Here is a 26,308-nt window from a genome sequence, read left to right as displayed (position 1 = left end):
GACATGGCCATCGATTTCCGGGTCGCGAACCTGTCCCTGCACGAGGCGGGACGCCACCAGATCCGCCTGGCCGAGCACGAGATGCCCGGATTGATGTCCCTGCGCGCCGAATACGCGGCGGCGCAGCCGCTGGCCGGTGCCCGCATCGCCGGGTCCCTGCACATGACGGTGCAGACAGCGGTTCTCATCGAGACCCTCGTGGCCCTGGGCGCGCAGGTCCGCTGGGCCTCCTGCAACATCTTCTCCACCCAGGACGAGGCCGCGGCCGCCGTGGTCGTGGGCACCGGCACCCCGGAGAACCCGGCCGGCGTCCCGGTGTTCGCCTGGAAGAACGAGTCCCTCGAGGACTACTGGTGGACCGCCGAGCAGATCCTTACCTGGCCGGGGGCCGAGACCGAGCCGGAGCTCGGACCGAACATGATCCTGGACGACGGCGGGGACGCCACCATGCTGGTTCACCTGGGCGCGCAGTACGAGGCCGCAGGAGCCGTGCCCGGCCCCGAGGCCGCGACAAGCCACGAACACTCCATTGTGCTGGACACCCTGCGTGTTTCCCTGTCCAATGACCCGGCCAAGTTCACCCGCATTGCCGCGAGGATCAAGGGCGTCACGGAGGAAACCACCACCGGGGTGATGCGGCTGAACCAGATGGCAGCTGCCCAAACGCTGCTCTTCCCGGCGATCAACGTCAACGACTCGGTGACCAAATCCAAGTTCGACAACAAGTACGGCATCCGCCACTCCCTGCCCGATGGGCTCATGCGCGCCACCGATGTGCTGATCGGCGGCAAGGTGGTCGTCGTTTGCGGCTACGGGGACGTGGGCAAGGGTGCCGCCGAGGCCATGCGCGGCCAGGGCGCCCGGGTGATCGTCACCGAGATCGACCCGATCTGCGCGCTGCAGGCGGCCATGGACGGCTACCAGGTGGCCCGGCTGGAAACCGTGCTGGAACAGGGCGACATCTTCGTCACCACCACCGGCGGCAAGGACATCATCACCGCCGGGCACATGCAGCTGATGAAGAACAAGGCCATCGTGGGCAACGTCGGGCACTTCGACAACGAGATCGACATGGCGGGGCTCGCCGCGATCCCGGGCGTTCAAAAGGTCGAGATCAAGTCCCAGGTGCACGAGTGGACCTTCGAGGCCGGTTCCACGGCCGAACGCTCCGTCATCGTGCTCTCCGAGGGCCGGCTGCTGAACCTGGGCAATGCCACCGGCCACCCCTCGTTCGTGATGTCCAATTCCTTCGCCAACCAGGTGATCGCGCAGATCGAGCTGTACTCCAAGGCCGGCACGGGGGAGTACGCGAAGTCCGTCTACGTGCTGCCCAAGATCCTGGACGAGAAGGTCGCGCGCCTTCACTTGGCCGCCCTGGGTGTCGAACTGACGGAGCTTTCGGACGCGCAGGCCCGGTACCTCGGACTTGATGCCGCCGGCCCGTACAAGCCGGAGATGTACCGCTACTAGGCGGATCGCGGCCCGGCCGCCGAAGCACTCCCGGCCGCAGGTATCGACGCCCGCCTTGCCTCCACGCCTCGTGGCGGCAGGGCGGGCGTCGGTGCGTTGCCCGTCCGACACGCGGACCGAAAACACGCTGGTGGGCCGCGGGTGAACCCTCGGCTCGATAGGCTTAGCTGTGTGTTTGGCAGTGGGCGTTGGTGGCCCGCAACGCCCCGCACCGCAAGCGCACCGCATGTCAGAGTTTTGAGGGAGAAGCATGGCTGAGCAGGACGAACCGCAGACCGGCAAGCCGGGAAAGCCGGCGACCGCACAGGCAGTGCCCGGTGCCGGCGCCAAGACCGAGGCCGGATCCGGCTCGTTGAGCGCCGCCGCCGCGTCGGCCGCCGCCCGGATCGAGGCCTCGATTGTCGCCTCGCGGACTGCCGCCGCGCAGAAGGCCGCCGAAGCCAAGACGCCCGCAGCGCAGGGAGCGAAGCCCGCAGCAACGACCGGCGCTGCGCCGGCCAAGCCTGCGCAGGCCCCCGCCGCCGCACCGGCGGCCGCGGCCCAGCCAGCTGCCGCACCCCTGAAGCCGGCCGACCCGGTAAAGCCGAGCCCCGCCGGGGCAGGCGGCCAGAAGCCGGCCCCGGCCAAGGCGGAGGAGCCCGAGGAAGTCGAGGACATTATCGCCAAGATCCCGGTGGAACCGCTCCCCGAAACCGCCAAGGTCGACAAGTCGTCGTCACCGGCAACTGCCGGCTCCGCAGCCTCGACGGAAAACGACCAGACCCGCGCCATGCCGCGCCCGGTGGCCCCGGCCACACCGCAAACCGCCTCCGCGATCGCCGAGGCACGCAGCCGGGTCTTCGGCGCCTACACCCCGGTGCCAGAGCCGACCCCCGCGGCCCGCGAACGCAGGGCGGCCCGCGAGGCGGCCCTGGAATCCAAGCCGCCGCTGGCCCGCACCCTGCAGGTGCTGCTGGCCATCGCCTACCCCTTCGTGCTCTTGATCCTGGCCATCCGCCTGGTCGCCAGCCCCATCTTCCTCTGGATCGCCTACCAGCGCCCCGGCTTCCCGGCCGACAGCTTCGGGTTCACCACCGCGGACCGGCTGACCTACGGGTCCTTCGGCGTGGACTTCCTGAACAACGTCGCCGACAACCGCTACCTGGGTGAACTGCGCGACCCCAACGGCAACCCGCTCTTCCTGGGCACCGAGGTCCAGCACATGGCCGACGTCAAGAACGTCATGTCCTTCACCTACCTGGGCGGGACGATCCTGGGCGTCATCGCGCTCATTGCGCTGATCTACCTGGGCAAGCGCTACGCCGGTGGCATCCGCCGCGGGCTCTTTGCCGGATCGATCGCCACCCTGGTGCTGTTTGCAGGTCTCACCGTCGTGGCGATCCTTGGCTGGGAAAGCTTCTTCAGCACGTTCCACCGGATCTTCTTTGCGGACGGCACCTGGACCTTCAACTTCTCAGACACGCTGATCAGGCTCTACCCGCCGCAATTCTGGATCGACGCAGCCATCGGCATCGCCGGCCTGGTGGTCATCACGGCGCTGGTGACTCTGATCGCCACCTGGCCCACGGCCAAGCGCCGCGAGGGCTCGCGCCTGCGCCAGGAAAAGCGGGTCTTCGGGCTGTAGCGCTCCCGGCCGCACTGCCGACCACAGCAGGTTCCCGGGTGTTTCCCGGCTTCGATTCGGAAGCCGGGAAACACCCGGGAATCACTGTTTGTGCCGACCTTTCAGCGCCTGTACAACTGGTCGATCAGATCCTGGAAGTCGCTGATGATGCTTCCCCGCTTCACCTTCAGCGAGGGCGTCAGGTGCCCCGACTCCTCGGTGAACTCCCGGTCCAGGACCACGAACTTCCGGATGCCCTCGGCCTTGGACACCGTGGCGTTCGCTGCATCCACGGCGTCCTGGAGCTCGGCGAGCACCTTGGGGTGCACCGCTGCCTCGGCCGGGGAGAGAACCGGAAGGGCGTTGGCCCGGCACCACGGGCCGAGTTCATCGGGATCCAGGGTCAGCAGGGCGGCGATGAACGGACGGTTATCACCCACCAACACCACCTGGGAGACCAGGGGCGAGGTTCGGATGGCTTCCTCCAGCGGCCCCGGGGCCACGTTCTTGCCGCCGGCGGTCACCAGGATGTCCTTCTTGCGCCCGGTGATGCCCAGGAACCCCGACTCGTCCAGCGTCCCGGTGTCGCCGGTCCTGAAGAATCCCTCGTCGTCAAAGGCATCGGCAGTGGCCTGCGCATTGTGGTGGTAGCCGGCAAAGACCCCGATTCCCTTGACCAATACCTCGCCGTCAGGCGCGATGCGGATGGTGGTGCCGGGGATCGGCAGGCCCACGGATCCCACCCTGAGGTTCCGCGCCATGTTCACTGTTGCCGGGGCCGTGGTCTCGGTGAGGCCGTAGCCTTCCAGCAATCCCACGCCGGCGCCGCGGAAGAAATGGGCCAGGTCGGCGTTCAAGGCGCTGGCGCCGCAAATGGCGTAACGCACCCTGCCGCCCAACACCGCCCGCAGCCGCGGGTAGAGCACCTTGTTGAACAGGGCATGCCGGGCCAGCAGGAGCGGGGAACGGCGCGAGGCCAGGCCGCGGGCCCGGGCGTCGGCGCTCCGGGAAAATTCGATGGCTGTCGACTCCGCCTGGGCGAAAAGCTGGCCCTTGCCCGCGGCCAATGCCGTGCCGGCCGCTGTGGTGCGGATCTTTTCGAAGATCCGGGGCACGGCCAGCAGGAAGCCCGGTTTCACGGCCGCCAGGTCTGGCACCAAGGTGGAGGCCGAAGACGTGTGCGCGATTGTCGATCCTGCGTGCACGCAGACCTGCTGGACGGCGCGGGCCAGGACGTGGGCCAACGGCAGGAACATCAGGGTCCGTTCGTTCCGGCCCAGCACCGGGGCCATGTGCCGGGCCAGGTTCACGGCAATCAGCGAGAAATTCGCGTGGGTCATCATGCAGCCCTTGGGACGCCCGGTGGTGCCGGAAGTGTAGACCAGGGTGGCGATGTCCTTCAGGCCCGCCGAGGACCTGGCGGCCTCGACCTGTTCATTGCCGATCCCGCCGGCAGCCCCCTCCGCCACTAGTTCCCGGAGTCCTGCTGCCGGGATGTCGGTTGGCCCGGGGGCCTCGGGCCCCTCGAAGGTCCACACGGTGACCTCCTCGTCCAGGGATCCGGCGGCCTCCGCGAGCACCCGTGCGCAGGCTGCGTCCTCGGCAAACACGTGCCGGGCGCCGGAGTCCTGCAGGATCCACGCCACCTGGTACGGGGAACTGGTCTCGTAGATGGGAACCGACACCGCACCGGCAAACCATATCGCTTGCTCGGCCAGCGCCCATTCATAGCGCGTGCGGGACATGATCCCGATCGTTTCCCCGGGGGCGATCCCGGCGGCCAGCAGCATCTTGGCCAGCGAGCGGACGTCGGCGACGAACTCGGCGGTGGACACGTCGGTCCACGACCCTGCGCGCTTGACGCTGAACAGCGGTGAGCCGGTGCCACGGGCCAGGCGGTCCACCAGCAATTGGGTGGTGTTGAAGTCCTGCGGCAGGTCCTGGAGAAGTGGTGTGCTGGCTTCGCGCATGGTGTGGTGGTTCCCCGGATGTGGTCGGTGTGTGGTCTGGACCATAGTCTATGTTACCCATGGGTAATTTAGGGTCTATCCCCAGCTGGGCATCCAAATGTGGTTGCGCCAATTCTCGTAGGTGACCATCTCCCCGGTCCATACCGGCAGGAAGTAGGCGGACACGGCAACGACCAGGGCCAGGAAGATCCCCACGCCCCACAAGAGACGGCGCCGGTGCCACGGCACCTGGCCCCCGACGGGCAGGCATCTGCCCAGCACGTAGCACAGGGAGAGGATGAGGAAGGGGGCGAAAGGCAGGGTATAGAAGAAGAACATTGTCCTCTCCGGATAGGCGAACCACGGCAGGAACCCGGCACCCACTCCCGCCAGGATGGCCCCGGCACGCCAATCGCGGGCACCGATCCAGTGGAAAAGCACCAGCAACAGGCTCAGCGTCGCGGCCCACCACATGATCGGGTTGGGCAGGTCGGTGATCGCCTGCACGCAATCCGCAGAGGTGCACCCGAACTCGCCATTGCCGCGCGATTCGTAGAAGAAGAGCACGGGGCGTCCGGCAAAGAGCCAGCTCCAGGGCGAGGACTCCCAGCCGTGTGGCGAGCCCAGGCCCTCGTGGAAGGAATAGGCGGCCCGGTGGTATTCGCCCAGTGAACGCAGAACCTCCGGCACCCAGCCCCAGGTCTCCGAGGGATTCTCCGAAGCCCATTGGCGGTAGCGTCCGTCGGAGGAGAGCAGCCAACCGGTCCAGGTGGCCAGGTACACCACGATGGCCGTGGGGATGATGAGCAGGAACGCCGGGACCCCGTCGCGGGTCAGCCCGGCGGCGATCCAGTGGCGGATCCCGGCGCGGCGCCGGGCCGAGAGATCCCAGAGCACCGTCATCAGTCCGAAGACGGCAATGAAGGACAACGCCGACCACTTGACCCCGGCTGCACAGCCGAACATCACCCCGGCCACCAAGCGCCACGGCCGCCACCACAGCCACGGGCCGTAGGCCAGCAACCCCTCGGCGGGGCGGGCGCCATCGGCGGTGGCCAGGGCGCGGGCCAGCCGCTCGCGTCCGTCGAAGCGGTCAAGGAGCAGGGCGAAGAACCCCGCCAGAAGGAAGAACATCAGGAAGATGTCGAGCAGCCCGGTGCGGGACATGACCAACTGGTGCCCGTCGATGGCTGCCAACAGGCCGGCCACGCCGCCCAGCAGCACCGAGGAGAACAGCTTCTGCGCCACCAGCGCGCACAGCAGCACCGCGAGGGTGCCAAAGAGCGCGGCGGAAAAGCGCCAGCCCAGCCCGTTGTCACTGCCGAATAGCCACATCCCCGCGGCGATCAGCCACTTGCCCAGCGGGGGATGGACCACGAAGGAGGCGGAGTCCTTGGGCTCCGGGCGCCCTGCAATGAAGGCGTCGTTCGGCTCCTCGCCCCACTCCAGCTCGTAGCCCGCCTGCATCATGGTGAAGGCGTCCTTGACGTAGTACGTCTCGTCAAAGATCAGCAGGTGCGGATGGCCGAGGTTGGTGAAGCGCAGCACCGCCGCGAGAGCGGTGACCGCCAGCGGAACGATCCAGCCCCAGATCCCGGGACGGTGCAACGGGCCCGCCAAGCGGTCCCTCAGGGCTTCGCGCCCGAAGGCGCCGGCCGGTGGGAGGACCCAGCGCCGAAGTCTCTGCGTGGAAGCTGTAGTCACCGTCAATACTCTACCGGCGCCCGTCGGCGGGATCCGGCGGCACGCGCGGGCAGTAGGCTTGGGGCGTGGAAACTCAAGAAACCCCGGGCCAGATCGTCTTGGCGGCAACCCCCATTGGCAACCTTTCCGACGCGTCCCCCCGCCTGATCGAGCTCATGAAGAGTGCAGACATCGTGGCCGCCGAGGACACCAGGCGTTTCCTGCACCTGGCCACCGGCCTGGGAGTCCGCGTTCCCGGGCGATTGATCAGCTACCACGAGCACAACGAAACCCACCGGCTGACCGAGCTGCTCGAGCTGGTGGCCGGCGGGGCGACCATCCTGGTGGTCTCCGATGCCGGCATGCCCGCTGTCTCCGACCCCGGGTTCAAGCTGGTCGAGGCAGCCGTGGCCGCCGGTGTCACGGTCACCGCCGTCCCCGGGCCCTCCGCCGTGCTCACCGCGCTGGCCCTGTCAGGGCTTCCCACCGACAGGTTCACCTTCGAGGGTTTCCTGCCCCGCAAGGCGGGGGAACGCTCCAAGCGCCTCGAGGACCTGGCCACCGAGCAGCGGACCATGGTCTTCTTCGAGGCCCCGCACCGGCTGGACGCGATGATCCGTGCGCTGCGCGATGCCTTCGGACCCGAGCGCAAGGGTGCCATTGCCCGCGAACTGACCAAGATGTATGAGGAAGTGATCCGCGGAAACCTCGACGAGCTGCTGGTGTGGGCCGAGGGGGAAGTCCGCGGCGAAATCGCCGTGGTCATTGCCGGTGCTCCGGCCGGGGAGCCCGCACGCGCCACCGACCACGTGGCACAGGTGCAGCAACTTGTCTCGGAGGGCCTGCGGCTCAAGGAAGCGGTGGCTGCGGTCGCCGAGACCGAACGCGTGTCCAAGCGCGAGCTCTACGCAGCGGTCCTCGAAGCCCGCGCCTGACCACTGCGCCAAGAAATCCGCCGGGATGCGCATGGGATACCTGCACAAAATGGCGGCTTCGTCATAGTGCAGATAGAAATTTACAGTCACTTGCCGCGGCGCTAGCGTGGAGACCAACACGATCCTGCAATTCTCGCAACACCCCACAGTTCAAGGGAGAACGCCGCTATGACCATTACCCCCGAGCGCGAAGCCGAGCTGCTCGCCTCCGTCCCGACCGGTTTGCTGATCAACGGCGAATGGCGCGACGCCTCCGATGGCGGTACCTTCGACGTCGTTGACCCGGCCACCGGCAAGGTGCTTGCCACCTTGGCGAGCGCCACCTCGGAAGATGCGATGGCAGCCCTCGACGCAGCCGACGCCGTCCAGAAGACCTGGGCGCTGACCGCACCGCGTGAGCGTGCCGAGATCTTGCGCCGCGCCTTCGACATGGTCACCGCGCGCGCCGAGGACTTCGCGCTGTTGATGAGCCTGGAAATGGGCAAGCCGTTGGCCGAGGCCCGCGGCGAGGTCACCTACGGTGCCGAGTTCCTGCGCTGGTTCTCCGAGGAGACGGTGCGCGACTACGGCCGCTACCTCACCACCCCCGAGGGCAAGAACAAGATGATCGTGCAGACCAAGCCGGTCGGCCCGTGCCTGCTGATCACCCCGTGGAACTTCCCGCTGGCCATGGCCACCCGCAAGGTCGCCCCGGCCATCGCCGCCGGCTGCACCATGGTGCTCAAGCCCGCCAAGCTCACCCCGCTGACCTCCCAGCTCTTCGCCGCCACCATGATGGAAGCCGGCCTGCCGGCTGGCGTGCTCAACGTGGTCTCCTCCAAGAGCGCCTCGAAGATCTCCGGCCCGCTGATGCAGGATGACCGCCTGCGCAAGGTCTCCTTCACCGGTTCCACCGCCGTGGGCAAGATGCTCATGAAGGACGCAGCCGACAAGGTGCTGCGCACCTCCATGGAGCTCGGCGGCAACGCGCCGTTCCTGGTCTTCGAGGATGCCGACCTGGATGCGGCGGTCGAGGGCGCGATGGCTGCGAAGATGCGCAACATGGGCGAGGCCTGCACCGCCGCCAACCGCTTCCTGGTCCACGAGTCCGTGGCCAAGGAGTTCATCGCCAAGTTCGCAGCAGCGATGGGCGCGCTGAAGACCGGCCGCGGCACCGAGGCCACCACCAACGTCGGGCCGATCATCGATGCCGGTGCGCGCGACGACATCCACGCGCTGGTTTCCAAGGCCATCGAGGCAGGAGCCACCGCCGTGACCGGCGGCGCCCCTGTCGAGGGCCCGGGCTACTTCTACGCACCGACCGTGCTGTCCAACGTGGCCAACGACGCCGAAATCCTGCGCCAGGAAATCTTCGGACCCGTCGCCCCGGTGACCACCTTCCGCGACGAGGCCCATGCCATCGAACTGGCCAACGCCTCCGAGTACGGCCTGGCCTCATACATCTACACCCGCGACCACAACCGTCTCTTCCGCGTGGCGGAGCAGATCGAATTCGGCCTGGTCGGCTTCAACGCCGGCGTCATCTCCAACGCCGCAGCACCGTTCGGCGGAGTGAAGCAGTCGGGCCTGGGCCGCGAGGGCGGCGCCGAGGGCCTGGCCGAATACACCACCACCCAGTACATCGGCATCGCCGACCCGTACGCGGCCCGCTAAACGCCAGCGGCACCGGCGGCGGCGCCCCCTCTGCTCCACTCGGAGCAACGGGGGGCGCCGCCGTTTTCGTTGGCGGGGCCCCCGTGTGGCGATGCCGCTCTCGGGACCGCCGGCGGGATCGCCCTGGCCCAGCCAAAGGGCAGGGCAAACTACCTGGCCGAGGCGTAGCCGGAGGCTCCCAACGGGCGGGGAGCAAAGAGCGACCGCGGCCAGAGGCTGCGCCCCAGGCGCTCGCCATCCCCCATCGAGGCCGCCAGGACCTGCCGCACCTCGCCGAGGGCCGCTTCCAGTGCGGCGGGGTCTTCTCCATCGCCGGGGCGTGCGTAGCGCTGGCGTTCATACGCTCCGGCCAGCACGTCGAGGGATTCGGCGGCAGCGGGGAAGGATCGGGACAGGCGCCGGGAATAGTCCCCGGCCGATTCGTCCAGTCGCATGGGCCAGGAGAAGTCAAGGCCAAGGGCCACGAGTTCGGACCAGGCAGCCGCCGGTCCGGTTTCCTTCCCGTGGCGGATGTCCGCACGCCCGTGCACGGCCATGCGCGCGATGCGTCGACTGCGCTGGATCCTGCGCACCATCCACGGCGCCGCCCCTGCCAGCAGCACGACGAGCAGGATGCCCGCCAGGCCCGACGTCGGGGACCCGGCCCCGGGGCCAGAGCCCCGCGCGGCCTCCGCAGCCCCGGACGAGGCCTCGGAGGAGCTGGCGGACGCGGAATTTGAGGTGCTGGGCACGGTCGGGTTCAGGGTCGGGTCGACGTCCGGGGCAGGCAGCGCAGGTGCGTAGGCCGGGGGGATCCCGCGCCCCGGGGTCGGCTCGAACGCGACCCATCCGGCACCGGGGAAATAGAGCTCCGGCCAGGCGTGGGCGTTGCGCGAGTTGACGGTGAACTCGTCCAGTTCAGAGCCGTTCTGCCCGGCGATCGACACCCCGGTGGGGGTGCCGGGGGCGTAGCCGGTGACCAACCGGCTGGGGATGCCCAGCTCGCGGGCCATCAGGGCCATGGTGGAGGCGAAATGCACGCAGTACCCGGCCTTTTCCTGCAGGAAGGCGTCGATGACGTCCATCCCGCTGCCGTCGTAGCCGTCTTCGACCGGTGTCTGTTCCGAGTACCTGAACGCCGCCGAACGAAGGTAGTCCTGGATGGCAACGGCCTGGTCGTAGGGGTCGCTGGCGACATCGCCCACCGCGGCCTCGGTGGCTTCTGCCAGGGATCCGGGAACGTCCTCGGGCAGCTGCAGGTATTGGGGGTCGACCTCGGCAAAGAAGCCGCGCGGGATCGAGGAGGACAACTCGGCGAGCATCTGCGCGCTGATCTCCGGGTTCACGCTCATCACCGAATAGTCGGCGGCCGCCGGCGGCTGGCCCTCGGCGGCCAGCAGGGTGCCGGTGTCCGGGCTCCATCCCCAGTTGCCGCCCAGGCCGTTGAGCGTGATCGCGTTTCCGGGCAGCGGCATCCACGCGCCGCGGTACCTGTCGGTGATGACCCGGGTAAAGGCGGGCTTGGCCGATTCGAAGGCCCGCGGAAAGGCGCGGGTGACCAGGTTCTCGGTGGCAGGGACCCGGCCGGCCTCGGGGTCAGGCAGCCAGCGGTCGGCGGTGAGCTGGCCGATCACGGAGGTCCGCAGGTAGGTGGGGGAGTCCGCATCGGTGAAGTAGCGCAGCACGGTGCCGGAAGAGCGGTTGCGCAGGTCGTTGCCCAGGGCGATCATCGGGTCGATGTTGGTCGCGATCCTGCCCCAAGACGGACGGGTGCCCTCGGTGAGCATGCCCTTGGAGAACCCTGGAATGGCAGCGGGCAGCACCAGCAGCGCGACGAGGGCGCCGGCCAGGAGGGCTGCCCCCTGCAACAGCGCCCCGCGGGCCTGCGGCCCGGGGGAGGTGCGCCCGCCGGTTGCCTCCTGCGGGCCGGCGAGTTCCAGGGCGCGGCGCTTGCCCGATCCGGCGCCGGAGGACTGCCAGCGCGATGCCGCCAGCACCAGCAAATAGCCCGCGGCGGTGAGGGCAACGCTCATGATGCCCGCACCGTGCGGCTCGAAGAGCGAGGCGATGGACAGCAGCAGTGCCAGCGGGATGCCGGCCAGGGCCGCGGCGCGGAGCTCGAAGGCCAGGGCGTCGACGGCCAGCGCGACCGCGGCGGCCCAGACGCAGATGGAGAAGACGATGACCCCGGTGGTTTCCACCGGCGGCACCTGGGAGCCCATTTGCTCATTCGCCATGGCCCAGACCTTCAGCAGGGCGCGGTAGGTCGCCCCGGTCGGCACGACGCCCAGCCAGGCGGTGTTTGAGAAGAACAGGAAGGTCAGCGCCAGCACCGCCGCCACTGCCCCGGCCAGGGTCCCCAGGTAGCGGCGCAGGGAGAGGCAGCGCACGAGGTTGGCGGCCACCACGATGCAGGCGACCACCACGAACACCTGGAGCATCCACCCCCAGCCGCTGATCACCCCATGCAGCGAGGCGGTGGCCCCGAGCATTGCCGTGAGCGTGGCCAGGGCCGCGAAGGCGGCCGCGGGGATGCCGGACACGGCTGCGTCGGGTGCCTGCCGGGGTGAACCCGGGGGCGGTGTATCGGTCCGGGGCAGGGTCGCGGTGCTCATGACTGGTGCCACAATCCGGCCCAGGCCTCGGTGAGCGTGGTCTTCGGGTTCACCGCGACGGCCGACCAGCCTGCCTGGCGGAAGCGGGAGATGATCGGGAACAGGTGCGCCTCGCGGTTGGCCACGCACAGCACCGTCACCTTGCTCCGCGCACCGACGACCTCCAGCCAGTCATCTGCCTGTTCGGGGGTGGGTTCGCCCAGGATCAGCACCAGCCTGTCGCCTCGCTCGCGCATGCGTTCCTTCAGTGCCGCGGCGAGCGTGGACCTGGCCGTCTCGTGGCGCTGGACCCCGGAGTCCTCAAGTGCCAGTGCGGCGAGTGCCTGCTGCATCCGGGCCGTGGCGTGGGGACCTGCAAACAGCTCGCCGGCTTCCTCGGTGCCGGAGGCGGAGACGTCGTTGACGCAATCGCCGCGGTGGTCGATCAAGTCGATGCCGAACCCCGTCTGCGCCAGGTAGGAGCCGACGCCCAGGGCCGCGTGCAGAGCCCATTCGAAGCGCCGGCTGGAGTCCTTCGGCGCGGAGGTGAATTGCGGGATCTGCAGCGACGGCTCGGAACCGGCGCCCTGCGACAGGAAGGCAGCGCGGGAACGGTCCAACATGATGACGGCCCTGGGGGTGGCCCGATAGTCCTCCTGGCGCACCATCAGCGAGCCGCGCCTGGCCGTGGCCGGCCAGTGGATGCGCCGCACTGTGTCCCCTGGACGGTACTCGCGGGTCATCACCTCAAAGGAATCGGGGGTCAGTCGGCGGTTTGAAGCGGCCTGGCCGTGGGATCCGTGTTCGCCCGGAATGCCGGTGGGCTCCAGCGCCTCGCACACCGGCAGGGCAATCAGGGCGCTGGGCGCATCGAGGGCCGCGGGGCGGGCGGCAAGCCCGAAGACGTCGGCAACCTGCGCGCGCACCGGCCCGATCGCGTAGATGCCGCGCGTGGCCGGCCGCAGCCGGTATTCGTACCAGCTGCCGGAGCCGCCGGCCCCCTGCACCGCGGTGCGCGAGGGGTAGTTGAACTCCGGGCCCTTGCCGAAATCCTCGGGAAGCGTGTCGCTGAGCGGGATCGATGCACCGAAACGCCCCCGATGGGTGATGTGCAGGCGCACCCGCACCGATGAATCCGTGGTTGCCTGCGGCGGGTTGAAGGTCCGTGTCACCGATAGCGCGGAGTTGCCGAAGCGCAACAGGAAGGCAGCCAACAGCGGGGTCACCAAGAGGAAAAGGGACACCGCCATCAGCTCGCGCCGTCCCAGCAGGAAGGCGCCGAGCAGGGCAATCGCCCCGGTGGCAAAAAGGCCCCAGCCGCGCGCGGTGAGGAATCCCAGGTGGACCTTTTCGCGCAGCGTTGCCGGAGGCTCGGCGATTGCCCAGCGGCCGCGGGAAGGGGATTCGCGGAATTCGTTGGGTTCCCCGGTGTCGGTGCCCATGTCTGCCCTCACCTTGCCTCTTCGCGTTCGGCGCTAACCGCGTGCCCCAGCGCGCACCGGTATCGCGTTGAGGATTGCCACGAGGACGGATTCGGGATTGGCACCTGCGGCCTCGGCCCGGCGGTGCAGGATCAGCCGGTGCCCGAGCACCTTGGCGGCGATGTTGCGCACGTCCTCGGGCAGCACGTAGTCGCGGGCATTGAGCGCGGCCTCGGCCTTCGCAGCGCGCAGCAATTGCAACAGGGAGCGCGGGGAAGCGCCCAGGCGGATGTCGGAATGCTCGCGTGTCGCCCGTCCCAGGGCCACGACGTATTCCTTCACGGGTTCGGAGACATAGACCGCGGCAACGGTGTTGATCAACATGTGCAGCGCGGGCAGGTCGAGCACCGGGGCCAGGTCATCGAGCGGCGAGGTCGATTGGTGGGTTTCGAGCATCGCCATCTCGGCGGCTGCGTCCGGGTACCCCATGGAGATCTTGGCCATGAACCTGTCGCGCTGGGCCTCGGGCAATGGAAAGGTGCCCTCGAGCTCGATGGGGTTCTGCGTGGCGATGACCATGAATGGCGTCTCCAGCCGGCGGGTGATCCCGTCGACGGTGACTTGGCCCTCCTCCATGCATTCAAGCAGCGCGGACTGGGTCTTGGCATTGGCCCGGTTGATCTCGTCGCCGATCACGATGTGCGCGAAGACAGGGCCGGGCCGGAACTGGAACTCGTGGGTGTCCTGGTTGAAGATGGACACCCCCGTCACGTCCGAGGGAAGCAGGTCCGGGGTGAACTGGATGCGGTGCACCGTGCAGTCAACTGACTTGGCCAAGGTCTTGGCCAGCATGGTCTTCCCGACCCCCGGCACGTCCTCCAGAAGCAGGTGCCCCTGGGCCAGCAACACGGTCAGCGCGGTGCGGGCCACCTCGGCCTTGCCGTCGATTACCGTGGCAATCCCGGCCAGCACTTCTTCGCAGACCCGGCCGAACTCGTCGGCGGGCAGAACCTGGGACTCGGTGGAAAGCGACATGCAACGTCCTCCTGGAGCGCATCCGTTGGGTGGGCGGTAAAGGCCCTCCATCCCAACGATACTGCCAAAGTTGTGCCGCGCATCACGCTGAATCACTCGTCTCTTCCTTCCGCGTAGGCTGGATGGGCGAGTGGTCATTGCCCCCGGGAAGCCGGGGGCATCTAGTGAAGGGGACGTGTCAACCATGTCTACGGCGGAACAAACGGCGCAAACCTCGAGGACGCAAGGGGTGCCGAGGGCCTACCTGCCCGCCCCGGTAGCGGGGGAGTCGGGCGCCCCGATCCGGAATGCCAAGGACGAACAGGGCAAGAAGCGCGACCTCTCCTACCCGCCGGCGCCGGCCCCGCTGCCCTTTGGCGTGCCGGATAACCATACGCACCTGGACTTCCGCGACGGCTCGGTCCACGTCACCGTCGCCCAGGCGCTGGATGCGGCAAATGCCGTGGGCGTTCCCGGCGTCATCCAAGTCGGTTGCGACGTTGAATCCTCTGAATTCGCTGTCCGCGCAGCAATTGAGGACCCCCGGGTGCTGGCCGCCGTGGCGATCCACCCCAACGATGCTGCGCGCCTGGCAGCAACGGGCGAGCTGGATTCCGCGATTGCCCGGATCGAGGAGCTGGCGGCCCATGGCCGCGTGCGTGCCGTGGGGGAAACCGGGCTGGACTATTTCCGCACCGGTGAGGCCGGCCGGCCGGCCCAGGAACGCTCCTTCCGCGAGCACATCCGCATCGCCCGCGAGCACTCCAAGGCCCTGCAAATCCACGATCGTGATGCACATCACGATGTGGTGCGCGTCCTGGAAAGCGAGGAACTTCCCGAGCGCGTGGTATTCCACTGTTTTTCGGGCGATGCCGAACTGGCCAAGATCTGCAATGCCAACGGCTGGTACCTGTCCTTCTCCGGGACCGTGACATTCAAGAATTCGCACGACCTGCGCGCGGCATTATTGGTAGCCAACCCCGAATTGGTGTTGGTGGAGACCGATGCTCCGTTCCTCACCCCGCACCCCTACAGGGGTCGGCCAAACGCCAGTTACCTGATCCCGCAAACGGTGCGGTTCATGGCCGAAACCGTGGGTGCGGAGCTGGAGGAATATTGCCGGACACTGGCGGCAAACACGAACCGTGTCTATGGGGACTTTTAGCCCGTTTTGGGCACAAGGCAAGCACGAAGTGCTTGCGACCTTATTACGATTCGGTTACGGTTGGTTTTTAGTAGCCGGGATCGGGGAAGGTTCCCGGGTGCATTTGATTCTGCCTGCGGAGGGTAACCTCGCACCGCAACGCGACATCGACAGATGAAAAGAATTGGATTGTGCTCGCACCAATCAATGGGCACACGGTGGGCTGCGCCCGGTTTTGCCGGGAGCAACCGTTCACCCGCCGTGTACGCATCGATCTGCCCCCGTGCCCGGGTTAGACCTAAGTTTGGAATCCTGTGCAGAATGCCCTCAAGAATCGTTGGGTGAAGATCGGCGCGCAAGCAGCCGTTTTGACCGCGTTGATACTCGGTCTGGTCATGTTCGTCGGAGGCAACAAGACCCTTGCCGTCGCCGTCGATGGCGAGAGCCAAAGCATCACCACTCGCGCCGCCACCGTGTCAGATGTCCTGGAGGACTCGTCGATCACCCTTGGTGAGCTCGACGAAATCTCCCCGGCACTGGATGCACCAGTCGCCGAGGGAACCCTTATCGACATCAAGCGCCACAAGGAAGTCAATGTGAGCATCGACGGCGTCGACCGCGTCGTGCACACCACCGGACTGACCGTGGCAGATGTCGTGGACCAACTCAACGTTTCCGAAAAGGCACAGATCGAGCAGGCCCGCGCAATGGCCCTGGCCTCGCTGGCCAGCACCATCGAGATTTCCACTCCCAAGGACGTTTCGATCACAGCCGATGGCAAGAACAAGAAGCTGAACACCACCGCCGAGACCGTCGGCGATGCACTCAAGCAAGCCAAGATCTCCCTGGACAAGGATGACGAGATCAACGCCAAGGTCGCGGACGCCGTCGTGCAGGACATGGAACTGAAGGTCGTCCGCGTCAAGACCAAGACCGTCACCGAGACCGAGTCCATAGAACACGGCACCGACACCGTCAAGGACTCGGACGCACTGGTTGGCACCAAAAAGACCATCGAAGAGGGCAAGGACGGCGAACGCACGCTCAACTACACCGTTACGTTGCGCGACGGCAAGGAATCCAAGCGCGAGCTGACCAGCGACAAGGTCACCACCAAGGCTGTTGACGCCGAGGTTTCCGTAGGCACCAAGCCTAAGCCGAAGCCCAAGCCCAAGCCCGCGACCAAGGCACCCACGACTTCGGGCAGCGTCTCGAGCACCTGGGCCGCTTTGGCCAAGTGCGAGTCCGGCGGCAACTGGTCGATCAACACCGGCAACGGCTACTACGGCGGACTGCAGTTCTCAGCCAGCAGCTGGCTCGGCGCCGGCGGCGGCAAGTACGCGCCGCTGCCGCACCAGGCATCGCCTTCCGAGCAGGTCGCCACGGCCGAGGTGCTGCGCGGCAGCGGCGGCTGGGGCCACTGGCCCGCATGCTCCAGCAAGCTGGGCCTGCGCTAGCAGACACACCGGGCCCGCGGCCCGATGCACCACCGCACAGGTGCACATGATTTCACAATGAACAATGGGTTCCGCCTGGATAGGGCGGGACCCATTGTTTATGGCAGCAACAACCCCCCGTGAGCCACCCTCAGCGGACGCCCCGGTCGGCGGCCCACGGGCCCTGAACTAGGATTGATACGTGACTTCCGTAGAATCGACCCCGCCACCACTGCTCGGTGCCACCGAGATCCGCCGCCTCGCCGGTGAGCTCGACGTGCGCCCCACCAAGACCCTGGGGCAGAACTTCGTCATCGACGGAAACACCATCCGGCGCATCGTGGCGACCGCCAAGCTCGATCCGGCCGAGACCGTGCTCGAGGTCGGGCCGGGCCTCGGCTCGCTGACCTTGGGCCTGCTCGATGCCGCCGCCCGCGTCGTTGCGGTGGAAATCGACCCGAAGCTTGCCGCCCGTCTGCCGCGGACCGCGGCCGAATTCCGCCCGGAGAAGGCAGCGAACCTCACCGTCATCCTCTCCGACGCGCTGAAGATCACCGAGCTTGAACACCCGCCCACCGCCCTGGTGGCGAACCTGCCCTACAACGTCGCGGTGCCCGTGGTGCTCCACCTGCTCGAGCATTTCCCCTCGCTGCAGCACGGGTTGGTCATGGTCCAGGACGAGGTCGCAGACCGCATGGCAGCCGGTCCGGGCAACAAGACCTACGGGGTGCCCTCGGTCAAGGGCGCCTGGTACGGCACCATGCGCAAGGCCGGCGTCATCGGCATGAACGTCTTCTGGCCCGCACCCAAGATCAACTCCGGGCTGGTCAGCTTCGAACGCGGTACCCCTCCTGAGACCACAGCCACCCGGCGCGAGGTCTTCGCCGTCATCGATGCCGCCTTCGCCCAGCGCCGCAAGACGCTGCGCGCGGCCCTGGCCGGCTGGGCGGGTTCCCCTGCCCTGGCCGAGGCAGCCCTGCTGGCGGCGGGAATCGACCCGCAGGCCCGCGGGGAAAAGCTCGGCATCGCCGAATTCGCCGCCATTGCCGAGGCAAAGGTCGCCAACGAACCGGCAGCCCCATGACCCAATCGGTCGTTGCCCGTGCCCCGGGAAAAATCAATTGCTACTTCAGGGTCGGCCCGCCCCGCGAGGACGGCTACCACTCGGTGGCCAGTCTGTACCTGGCCGTCTCCCTCTATGAGGACGTTGCCGCCACCGCCCGGGACGATGAGGAAATCCAGGTCTTCCTGCACCCGGACTCCACCGCGGTCTCCGATCCGGAATCATTCCCGCTGGGTCCGGAAAACCTCGTGGTGAAGGCGGCAATGCTGCTGCGCGAACACACCGGACACTACGCCGGGGTCGATTTGTGCATCACCAAGCGCGTGCCCATTGCCGGCGGCATGGGCGGGGGATCGGCCGACGCCGCGGCCACGCTCGTGGCTTGCAATGCGCTGTGGGGCACCGGGCTGACCCGCGAGGAACTTTCCCGCTTGGGCGCCCGCCTGGGCGCCGACGTGCCTTTCGCCCTGCAGGGCGGCGCCGCCGTCGGCCTGGGTGTGGGCGACGAGCTGGCCCCGCTGTTGTTGCGCACGCGCACCGACTGGGTGCTGGTCCCTGCCTCGTACGGGCTGTCCACCCCGCGCGTGTACGGCATGCTCGACCGGTTGCGGGCCAACGAGGTCGTCGAAACCCCCACCGAGGTCGACCCGCGGATGGTCGGGGCACTGCTGGACGGGGACCTGGACGCGTTGGCGCCCCTGCTCGTGAACGACATGACCCGTGCAGCCCTGGCCCTGGCCCCGGAACTGGGCGTGGTGCGCGACGTCGGCGAGGCCGCCGGCGCCCTGCACGCGCTGGTCTCCGGATCCGGTCCCACCCTGGCCCTGCTCGCCCGCGACCAGCCCCACGGCGCTGAAATCATCGCCCAGCTTTCCGACGAAGCGGGCGTGGCAACCCTGCAGGTCCACGGCCCGGTCCCCGGCGCCGGCATCCTGCCCACCGTCATCGAATCCCCGTAACAAAAGGAGCACCAAACCGTGGCCCACCTGCTCGGCGCCGAAAACGTTTCCATGTCCTTCGGCACCCGTACCGTCCTTGACTCGCTGTCCCTGGGCTTGGAGGACGGGGATCGCATCGGCATGGTCGGACGCAACGGCGACGGCAAATCCACGCTCATGCGCCTGCTGGCCGGCCGCATGAGCCCGGACGAGGGCCGCGTGACCAAGCGCGGGGACGTCCGTGTGGCCTATCTGGACCAGTCCGACGTGCTCGACGGGGCGCTCTCGGTCGGGGAAGCCATCGTCGGTGAGGCAGCCGACCACGAATGGGCCTCCAACCCGCTGGTGCGCGAGGTCATGGGCGGTCTGGTCGGCGAGGTCGACTGGCACGCGGAGGTCAACTCCCTCTCCGGCGGGCAGAAGCGCCGCGTCGCCCTGGCCAAGCTGCTCATCGGCGAGCACGAAGTGATCATGCTCGATGAGCCGACCAACCACCTCGACGTCGAGGGCGTCGCCTGGCTGGCCAAGCACCTGAAGGACCGCTGGCGCGCCAACGCCAACGGGCTGCTGGTGGTCACCCACGACCGCTGGTTCCTGGATGAGATCTGCACGCGGACCTGGGAAGTGCACGATGGCACCGTGGACCCGTTCGACGGCGGCTACGCCGCCTACGTGCTGGCCCGCGCCGAACGCGACCGCACCGCCTCCGTGATGGAGTCCAAGCGCCAGCAGCTGGTCAAGAAGGAACTGGCCTGGCTGCGCCGCGGCGCCCCGGCCCGCACCGCCAAGCCCAAGTTCCGCATCGAGGCCGCCAACACGCTCATTGCCGACGTCCCCGCGGCCCGTGACACCGTGGAACTGAACAAGATGGCCACCGCCCGCCTGGGCAAGGACGTGCTTGACCTTGAGCATGTGTCCCTCGACTTCGGCACCGGCAAACCGCTATTCAACAACATCACCTTCCGCCTGGCCCCGGGCGAACGCGTGGGCATTGTGGGCGTCAACGGCGCCGGCAAGTCCACGCTGCTGCAACTGCTCAACGGCCAGATCGAGCCCACGTCCGGGCTCATCAAGCGCGGCAAGACCGTAAAGACCGCCATCCTGACCCAGGAGGTCAAGGAGCTCGACGAGGTCAAGGACATGCGCCTGATCGAGGTCATCAAGGCCGAGCGGATGTCGTTCGAGGTCGGCGGCAAGGAAGTCTCCGCAGGGCAACTGGCCGAGCAGCTGGGCTTCGGCACCGACAAGCAATGGACCCCGGTCAAGGAGCTCTCCGGCGGTGAGCGCCGCCGGCTGCAGCTGCTGCGCCTGCTCATCGGCGAGCCGAACGTGCTGATGCTCGACGAGCCCACCAACGACCTGGACACCGACACCTTGGCCGCCATTGAGGACATGCTCGACGGCTGGCCCGGCACCCTCGTGGTCGTCTCCCACGACCGCTACCTGCTCGAACGCGTCACCGACCACCAGGTCGCGCTTCTGGGAGACGGCAAGCTGCGCGGGCTGCCCGGCGGCGTCGACCAATACCTGGAGCTGCGTGCCGGCGCGCAGGGCGGCGGTAACACCGGAGCGCCCACGGACAAGTCCGGACCCGCCGCGGTGGCCGAATCCACCGGCCCGAGCGAGGCCGAGAAGCGCGAGGCCCGCAAGGAGCTGAACCGCGTCGAGCGCCAGATGAACAAGCTCGAGTCCTTCATTGAGAAGCTCCACGGTCAGATGGCGGTGGCGTCCGAGGCCATGAAATTCGACGAGGTCTCAACGCTAAATGCCACCCTGCGGGGAGTCGAGATGGAAAAGGAAGAACTCGAAATGGCTTGGTTGGAAGCCGCTGAAACCTTGGGTGAGTAACTGTTCGACCCACGCCTTCGCTACCGGCCACTCCTAGAAAACCTCACGTGACCTAACAAATTCGCTTCCCTGTTTGGCAAAAATGCCGAACGGGGAAGGGCGGAAGTCGTGGATTGGTTCGATTCACACTCCGAACCACATACGTCACCAAGGGAACAACGGCCACTGGCGGATGTGGCCGGGATTAACCGGCTTGCCTAGGCGAGGTTGAAACCGAACTATTCGATGGCGTGGGCCTTCTTGACGGGGCCACAGCCAGTGAGGCCGCCACCGGCTCTACCAGTCGCCTAACCTCCGAACGGTTGCACAGAAGGTTCGCAATGTTCAGGGCCACCTACACCAGATCCATCAGCGCCTGGATATAAAGTCGCAGGCCGAACTGAAGACGTTTTGCTGGTTCCGTCACCAAGTGGTTCATCCCCATTGACATGAGACACGCGGGGGACCCACGTGGAAAGTCTGCACAAAAGGGAATGAAAATGTTTGAAACTGGTGATTACTTGGCCAAGTCGCCGTAGGATGGCTTGCAAGTTGCATGAGACTGTCTTGGGGACGGGCACACGCATTTTTTGCCGGTAGTTGGGGAACAGGTGAATAACGATGTTGGATCTTGCTTGGCGTCCTGATTTATTGGGCACCGCCAACGGTACAGGGGAAAAAAACAGCGGGACGTCCTGGGGAGGACGAACGCGTGAGCACTATTTGGATCTGATCAAGGACGCCATCACAGACAACAGCTCAATGTCAGTGGTGTTGACTGGAAGCCATGCTGACGACCGTGTGGATTTGGTGGCCCAGGCGATCAAGGCAGTGGATGCCTCGCGCGAGCCGATTCATGTCATCGGAACGGTATATGCACAAAAAATGGGCTTCGGTGCGTTGGCGTTCCTGCTGGCCGATGTCGCAGAAATCGAACAGCTCGGCTTGACGGGAATCATGCGGGCCATTGCCAGGCGAAACCCTCATCGGCCAGTGGTTGTCGTTCAGTATCCTCAGCTGTTGGACCGTCAATCCAAGGATGCGCTGGCCCAAATGGCATTCAGCCGTAGCGCGTTGGTCATACTGCTGATGGTGCACGGTGAAATCATGCCCCCTGAATTCCTACCTATCACCGGCAGAGCAGGGTGTACCGAAATATGCTTTGAGCCGTTGGGTCTTGACGAAGTGCATCGGGTTCTCATCAAAGAGTTCAATGCCGTCCCAACCCCTCTGACAACGGGCGCCCTTTGGCATCGCGCGCATGGAAACATGGGCTTTTTGGTGGCGCTCGCTCGTGAGGCGCTAACGAATGGCAAGCTGTGCCTCCAGGGGGAGCACCTCGTTTTGCTCCCCGGGGCATGGCCGCGGGGCGGCCGCGTGGAAGCGTTGGCCTGGGCCCAAATGTCAATGCTAAGTCACTCCGAGAGGCGCTTTCTCCAGAAACTTGCGAGACATGGAACGATAAGGCTCGTGGGGCTGAATCGGGATCGACTAAGAGACGTCGACCACCTCATCAGCTCTGGATTTGTTAGAAGAATCGGCCAGTCACTCGAGCAGGTCACGCACAGCTCCACGTTTCTCCAGGAATCCCTTGGAAGCGAAAGCCACGTGGCCGCGGTTGGTCATTCAATCAGCGACAAGGGCAACTTCTTTGCTTTCATTTCAGGGCAGGGAAGGCCATGGTGCGAACAGACCCCCACAAATACCCCACCGTCAAGGAACCTGTGTCGACTCCTCGACGTGCTGCGGAACAGTCTCTTGGACGGCGAACTCGAAATCGCGGAGCAATCCATAGCCAGCATCATCACTCGCTACCTCGATGAACTGCCTGCAGAACTGTTCGAAGCCGTTGTCATCGCCGAAACCATTTTGGACGTAACCGCAGGTCGCCTGAGTATTGCACTTCCCGTACTGGAATCGTCGCTTGCCCAACTTCAGGTATCAGGGCATGACTACGATCTTTGGATAACCCGGGCCATGCTTGGCTACGCGAGTGAATCTGGCCGCGTTGCCGAACACGCCAGGATGCCTTTCGACAGAAGCTGGGAAACAGCACGCTGGTGGTTTACAGAGTTGCTGTCTTCGGTTGGAACCAGCTCCTCTATAGGGCGGAACATGGGGGAGAGCCAGCTCCTGGGGACTGGCAACGGAAAGATCCTTTGCATGCTAGCTGCTTTGCGGAACGGGCTTCAGCCAAGCGTCCGACCTCGGCGGCTTTCTCCGCAAACGACGACGACAGTCGGGCGGGCATTCGCACTCATATATGCGGGCTGGGAAAACGGACACGAATCGTCAACGCTGGCCGGTATCGAAAAGTTGGTGGAAGCGGGTTTTGTGGTTTACGCCTTGCCGGAGTCAAACCGTTTCCTTGATTCAATCTCGGCGGCAGGGAAGACCGCAGTTGCAGGTTTCGTCAAGCGCAAGCGCAGGGGAAACGGGGCCCATCCCACCTCAGGCAATGATCAATTCCCGGGTCAAGAATCCGAGGTGCTTCAAATGCTAACCAACCGCGAAAAAATGGTGGCCTCGGCTGCGGCGCAAGGAATGAACAACCAGCAAATTGCCGATGACGCCGGTGTCTCGATCCGCACGGTTGAGGGGCATCTCTATCAAATCTATTCGAAACTGTCCCTGGGTGGACGGCGTGAACTTAGCTCCTTGGTCGGGTCCTTGGGTCTCAATAACCGTGTCGCGTCATGAGCGGGGCGGAGCGGGAAGTTCCCGATCGTGCCAGGCCGGCGGCACGCCGGGAACTGGCAAAAATATTGACAGATCCTGCATCAACGGGTGTAGTGCTCTCCGGACCGATTGGATGCGAAAAATCATCGTTGGTGGACAGCGTGCTGAGAGGAGAAAAGCTGGAGGCGGTTCGATTGCTTTGTTCTGCCGTGCTCGGCGAAAGCAGTTTCGGGAGCTTGTCACCACTATTGGTCGACTTCACTGAACCCCTGACAGAATCAGGAGTCCTGAAACACGTATGGAACCTCTTGCATTCACCGAACCCGGGCGGAAAGACAATCGTGATGGTGGAAGAGGCCGAACACCTGGATGAGGCGAGTGCCTTTGTCCTGACACAGCTGGCATCGGCTGGCTGTATCAAGTTGATTTTGATGACAGTGGGGCAGGGACACAGCGAGCGTGTGGTGGCGGGGAGTGAGCTTGGAGCGCGACTGGCCAGGATCATCCTGGGGAGGTTCTCCGACCGTGACGTCGCAGACTACTGCCAGGAAGAACTCGGACGGTTGCCGACCACAGCCTCTGCGCGGGTTATCGCCGCAGCCTGTGGCGGCAACGAAATGCTCGTAGGAGCTTTCCTGCGTTCTGCCAAACAACAGGAGATCCTTGTTGAATCACGGGGCAGGTATGTCCTCAAGCAATCGCGGATCAATCTGGACGTGCATCTGGCCGATGCAGTCATTCGAATTCAACAACGTCTCGACTCCGCTGATGCGACGGCGCTGGAAATACTGGCCCTGGGCGGAGCAGAAGAGGTCACGTTCTTGGCGAAGTACACTGGTGCGGACGTCGGCAGGCTAATCGACGCCGGACTGGTGAGGCAAGTTGCCGAGTCTCGGGTAGAAATTGCGGCGCCTATTCATACCCAGATCCTTCGGGATCTCATCCCGCCCGGGCGCAACTTGCAACTGATGGAGCGGGTCATCCAGCGCTCAGTCGACCATGGCAGTCTGTCCCAGTCCGTGTTGTGGGCATGTGAAAACGGCAGACACCTTGAAACCCGGCTTGTCCTTGAAGCAACCACGTTGGCCAATAACCAGCTGGATTTCCCGACGGCTTGGCGCTTGTGTCAACACTCGAATGTACTTGGGAGCAGGCCAGCATTCGCCCGGGAAGAGGTGCGTGCCTTGATGGGTATGCGCAGGTACCAGGAGGCCATGGAAACGGTAGGAAAGTTCTGTTGGCAATGTCCCGATGTGGCGCACCTACGCGAAATGAAGCTAATGCAAAGCGTCGCCTTGCGCCGCAGCGCCGGCAGCCGAGAACAGACACAGCACCTCCTACAGGAATGGAAAAGCTGCACAGCAAGACTGGAATCAATGGACGACCCGGGGGATGCGCGAGAAATTGCCCGGAATCAGCGGGCCATCGAGATTCTTGAAATGCGTATCGAGCTTGTTGACCGTACGGACTTGGGATCAATTCTGGACAAGGCCAGGCGGTGTGAAAAATTATGCGACGACAACGGCACCGAATTGCTCATTTGCCGCGAACTCATATGCGAAATCCTGCTGGACATGGGCAGCTTTGTAGAAGCTGCCGATCTTGCCCTTGAATCTCTGCAACCGATGAGTGCAGGTTACCCCTCCGAAAACACTGAATTTCACCCCCTACTGGCAGCTTGCTTGCGATCATTGTTTGCTGTCGGCGACTATGCAGCGATCGTTGCTCTGAATGAATTGGGACGCTCCGGCTCACTGGAAGTGCAGCTGGACAGAAGCGGTATGCTCAATTTCTGGTCGGCATTTGCAACTATCCAGCAAGGGCGATGGCCGCTTGCCAGAAATTTCCTGGACGAAGCCCGGGCGGAATTGGCCAGCTACGACCCCGACGGTTTGTACCCCTTGGCCGAGGCGTTGTACGGTTTCCAAGAATCGCAAATGGAGGGTGCCACGTTCGGCGGGGGCCATGACCGTCGCGAAAACCCTATCGAACACGGAAATGGTCGCGTCGAAGACCCCGACGTTTTGATGTTGGCCACCGGATACCGGCAACTATCGAGGTCGCCGGAGGAACCGGAAGCCATGGTCGCACTTATCGAACGGGCCCGTGCAGAGAAACGCAGTCAGACAGAACACCACCTGCTGATCTTGTTGTGGAAAATGTCGAATGGTCTCCGAGACCGACCGCGGGCGCTGGACCGCCTCGAGACACTGAACTCCGAAGGTGTGGGTCGACGATACGGCACACTTGCGGAAGCCATGGGCTTGGTGCGCTCAGGGCAATTGGTGGACATCGTCGGTGCAGCTGAGCTGATGTTCTCTTGCGGGGAGACCTGTCTTGGAGCCGAACTTCTTGCTTCGTGTCTGCGTGGCCACAGCGATGGCATCGACGAGAGGAAGCGTGGGGTCCTGCTGCGTCAATTGGCTTCGTGGGTCACGGAACTTGGTGGCCAGAGCTGGGGAGCGTTGAGCGAAGCCATGAATGAACGTGGGGTGACAAGCCGTGAAAAGGAGATCATCGAGTTGGTCGGCCAGGGGAAAAGCAACAGGGAAATTGCACAAAGCCTGACGGTTTCGCAACGCACAGTCGAGGGACACCTCTACCGGATCTTCGCAAAGCTAGGGATCAGTGGACGCGCGGAACTAGGCAACCTTGGTTAGGATCAGCAACCACTGGAGTTGGTGGAAATTCGAGTGGACGATCGCCAAGTTCGCGTAGTCTCCGGTCAACAATAAGGTATCCAATACGCGTGGTTATCCCCCCATTCGCTGACTATTCTTTGAATTAGCCCGGGGAAGAATATTGGTTGGTGGATCGAATTACGTGCACTGGATTCGCGATTTCCATTCGAATAATACGCCGGGTATAGGCAGGCGTTAGCGTAAACCGCCTGCGTATTCAGGACTGGAGTCGGCGGTTG

At 65.4% G+C, this 26,308-nt stretch carries 16 protein-coding genes; 11 read left to right on the top strand and 5 right to left on the bottom strand.

Annotated features, from left to right (window positions below; translation table 11 throughout):
• Positions 1-3: 3 nt before the first annotated feature.
• On the top strand, positions 4-1,470 hold the full coding sequence (gene ahcY / locus ACIPUB_RS07655; RefSeq protein WP_407606845.1) for an adenosylhomocysteinase: 1,467 nt from the start codon (positions 4-6) through the stop codon (positions 1,468-1,470).
• A gap of 250 nt (positions 1,471-1,720) precedes the next feature.
• Positions 1,721-3,094 (top strand): TIGR01906 family membrane protein, encoded by a 1,374-nt coding sequence (locus tag ACIPUB_RS07650; RefSeq protein ID WP_407606844.1) that lies wholly within the window; start codon positions 1,721-1,723, stop codon positions 3,092-3,094.
• 101 nt (positions 3,095-3,195) lie between these two features.
• Here the strand turns inward: ACIPUB_RS07650 and ACIPUB_RS07645 are convergent, their stop codons facing one another.
• Both ACIPUB_RS07645 and ACIPUB_RS07640 read right to left on the bottom strand, forming a co-directional pair.
• Positions 3,196-5,043, bottom strand: coding sequence for an AMP-dependent synthetase/ligase (locus ACIPUB_RS07645; RefSeq protein WP_407606843.1), 1,848 nt, complete (start codon positions 5,041-5,043; stop codon positions 3,196-3,198).
• 75 nt (positions 5,044-5,118) lie between these two features.
• Complete coding sequence (locus ACIPUB_RS07640) at positions 5,119-6,726, bottom strand: dolichyl-phosphate-mannose--protein mannosyltransferase (protein WP_407606842.1); 1,608 nt, start codon at positions 6,724-6,726, stop codon at positions 5,119-5,121.
• Between the two features lie 65 nt (positions 6,727-6,791).
• Between ACIPUB_RS07640 and rsmI the strand changes: the two genes are divergently transcribed.
• Together rsmI and ACIPUB_RS07630 are read left to right on the top strand one after the other, a co-directional pair.
• A complete protein-coding gene (gene rsmI / locus ACIPUB_RS07635; RefSeq protein WP_407606841.1) occupies positions 6,792-7,640 on the top strand; it encodes a 16S rRNA (cytidine(1402)-2'-O)-methyltransferase in 849 nt (282 codons plus the stop codon).
• Between the two features lie 168 nt (positions 7,641-7,808).
• Positions 7,809-9,293 (top strand): NAD-dependent succinate-semialdehyde dehydrogenase, encoded by a 1,485-nt coding sequence (locus ACIPUB_RS07630; protein ID WP_407606840.1) that lies wholly within the window; start codon positions 7,809-7,811, stop codon positions 9,291-9,293.
• A gap of 149 nt (positions 9,294-9,442) precedes the next feature.
• On the opposite strand, the gene ACIPUB_RS07625 is transcribed toward ACIPUB_RS07630, so the two are convergent.
• From ACIPUB_RS07625 to ACIPUB_RS07615, 3 genes are read right to left on the bottom strand one after another with little or no spacing between them, the layout of a single operon-like run.
• Positions 9,443-11,887, bottom strand: coding sequence for a DUF3488 and DUF4129 domain-containing transglutaminase family protein (locus ACIPUB_RS07625; protein ID WP_407606839.1), 2,445 nt, complete (start codon positions 11,885-11,887; stop codon positions 9,443-9,445).
• Complete coding sequence (locus ACIPUB_RS07620) at positions 11,884-13,308, bottom strand: DUF58 domain-containing protein (RefSeq protein ID WP_407606838.1); 1,425 nt, start codon at positions 13,306-13,308, stop codon at positions 11,884-11,886. The genes ACIPUB_RS07625 and ACIPUB_RS07620 overlap by 4 nt, the downstream gene beginning before the upstream one ends.
• 33 nt (positions 13,309-13,341) lie before the next feature.
• Positions 13,342-14,322, bottom strand: coding sequence for an AAA family ATPase (locus tag ACIPUB_RS07615; protein WP_407606837.1), 981 nt, complete (start codon positions 14,320-14,322; stop codon positions 13,342-13,344).
• Positions 14,323-14,506: 184 nt separating this feature from the next.
• Here ACIPUB_RS07615 and ACIPUB_RS07610 point away from each other — a divergent pair, with 184 nt between their 5' ends.
• From ACIPUB_RS07610 to ACIPUB_RS07580, 7 genes are all read left to right on the top strand, one after another.
• Entirely contained in the window at positions 14,507-15,466 is a 960-nt protein-coding gene (locus ACIPUB_RS07610) for a TatD family hydrolase (RefSeq protein WP_407606836.1), read from the top strand.
• A 320-nt stretch (positions 15,467-15,786) separates the two neighbouring features.
• Positions 15,787-16,902 carry a transglycosylase family protein gene (locus ACIPUB_RS07605; RefSeq protein ID WP_407606835.1) on the top strand — a complete coding sequence of 372 codons (1,116 nt, stop codon included), beginning with the start codon at positions 15,787-15,789 and terminating at the stop codon, positions 16,900-16,902.
• 181 nt (positions 16,903-17,083) lie between these two features.
• Positions 17,084-17,965 (top strand): 16S rRNA (adenine(1518)-N(6)/adenine(1519)-N(6))-dimethyltransferase RsmA, encoded by an 882-nt coding sequence (rsmA, locus tag ACIPUB_RS07600; RefSeq protein WP_407606834.1) that lies wholly within the window; start codon positions 17,084-17,086, stop codon positions 17,963-17,965.
• Positions 17,962-18,903 carry a 4-(cytidine 5'-diphospho)-2-C-methyl-D-erythritol kinase gene (locus ACIPUB_RS07595; RefSeq protein ID WP_302262762.1) on the top strand — a complete coding sequence of 314 codons (942 nt, stop codon included), beginning with the start codon at positions 17,962-17,964 and terminating at the stop codon, positions 18,901-18,903. The genes rsmA and ACIPUB_RS07595 overlap by 4 nt, the downstream gene beginning before the upstream one ends.
• A gap of 18 nt (positions 18,904-18,921) precedes the next feature.
• Complete coding sequence (locus ACIPUB_RS07590) at positions 18,922-20,730, top strand: ATP-binding cassette domain-containing protein (RefSeq protein WP_407606833.1); 1,809 nt, start codon at positions 18,922-18,924, stop codon at positions 20,728-20,730.
• Between the two features lie 600 nt (positions 20,731-21,330).
• A complete protein-coding gene (locus ACIPUB_RS07585) occupies positions 21,331-23,409 on the top strand; it encodes a response regulator transcription factor (RefSeq protein ID WP_407606832.1) in 2,079 nt (692 codons plus the stop codon).
• Positions 23,406-26,048: a LuxR C-terminal-related transcriptional regulator gene (locus ACIPUB_RS07580; protein WP_407606831.1), complete on the top strand. Its 2,643-nt coding sequence runs from the start codon at positions 23,406-23,408 to the stop codon at positions 26,046-26,048. Before ACIPUB_RS07585 ends, ACIPUB_RS07580 begins: the two co-directional genes overlap by 4 nt.
• Positions 26,049-26,308: the final 260 nt, after the last annotated feature.

The sequence above is a fragment of the Paeniglutamicibacter sp. ORCA_105 genome (assembly GCF_045798545.1).
In the GTDB taxonomy this organism is placed as follows: domain Bacteria; phylum Actinomycetota; class Actinomycetes; order Actinomycetales; family Micrococcaceae; genus Paeniglutamicibacter; species Paeniglutamicibacter sulfureus.
The sequence above is the reverse complement of the archived record's forward strand: the minus strand, read 5'-3'. Positions and strand labels throughout refer to the sequence as shown.

Excerpts from the sequence above, each read along its gene's own strand:
- ACIPUB_RS07615 (WP_407606837.1), bottom strand. The coding sequence starts at position 14,322 with ATGTCGCTTTCCACCGAGTCCCAGGTTCTGCCCGCCGACGAGTTCGGC.
- ACIPUB_RS07620 (WP_407606838.1), bottom strand. The coding sequence starts at position 13,308 with ATGGGCACCGACACCGGGGAACCCAACGAATTCCGCGAATCCCCTTCC.
- ACIPUB_RS07595 (WP_302262762.1), top strand. The coding sequence starts at position 17,962 with ATGACCCAATCGGTCGTTGCCCGTGCCCCGGGAAAAATCAATTGCTAC.
- ACIPUB_RS07645 (WP_407606843.1), bottom strand. The coding sequence starts at position 5,043 with ATGCGCGAAGCCAGCACACCACTTCTCCAGGACCTGCCGCAGGACTTC.
- ACIPUB_RS07610 (WP_407606836.1), top strand. The coding sequence starts at position 14,507 with ATGTCTACGGCGGAACAAACGGCGCAAACCTCGAGGACGCAAGGGGTG.
- ahcY (WP_407606845.1), top strand. The coding sequence starts at position 4 with ATGGCCATCGATTTCCGGGTCGCGAACCTGTCCCTGCACGAGGCGGGA.
- ACIPUB_RS07580 (WP_407606831.1), top strand. The coding sequence starts at position 23,406 with ATGAGCGGGGCGGAGCGGGAAGTTCCCGATCGTGCCAGGCCGGCGGCA.
- ACIPUB_RS07630 (WP_407606840.1), top strand. The coding sequence starts at position 7,809 with ATGACCATTACCCCCGAGCGCGAAGCCGAGCTGCTCGCCTCCGTCCCG.
- ACIPUB_RS07585 (WP_407606832.1), top strand. The coding sequence starts at position 21,331 with ATGTTGGATCTTGCTTGGCGTCCTGATTTATTGGGCACCGCCAACGGT.
- ACIPUB_RS07625 (WP_407606839.1), bottom strand. The coding sequence starts at position 11,887 with ATGAGCACCGCGACCCTGCCCCGGACCGATACACCGCCCCCGGGTTCA.
- ACIPUB_RS07650 (WP_407606844.1), top strand. The coding sequence starts at position 1,721 with ATGGCTGAGCAGGACGAACCGCAGACCGGCAAGCCGGGAAAGCCGGCG.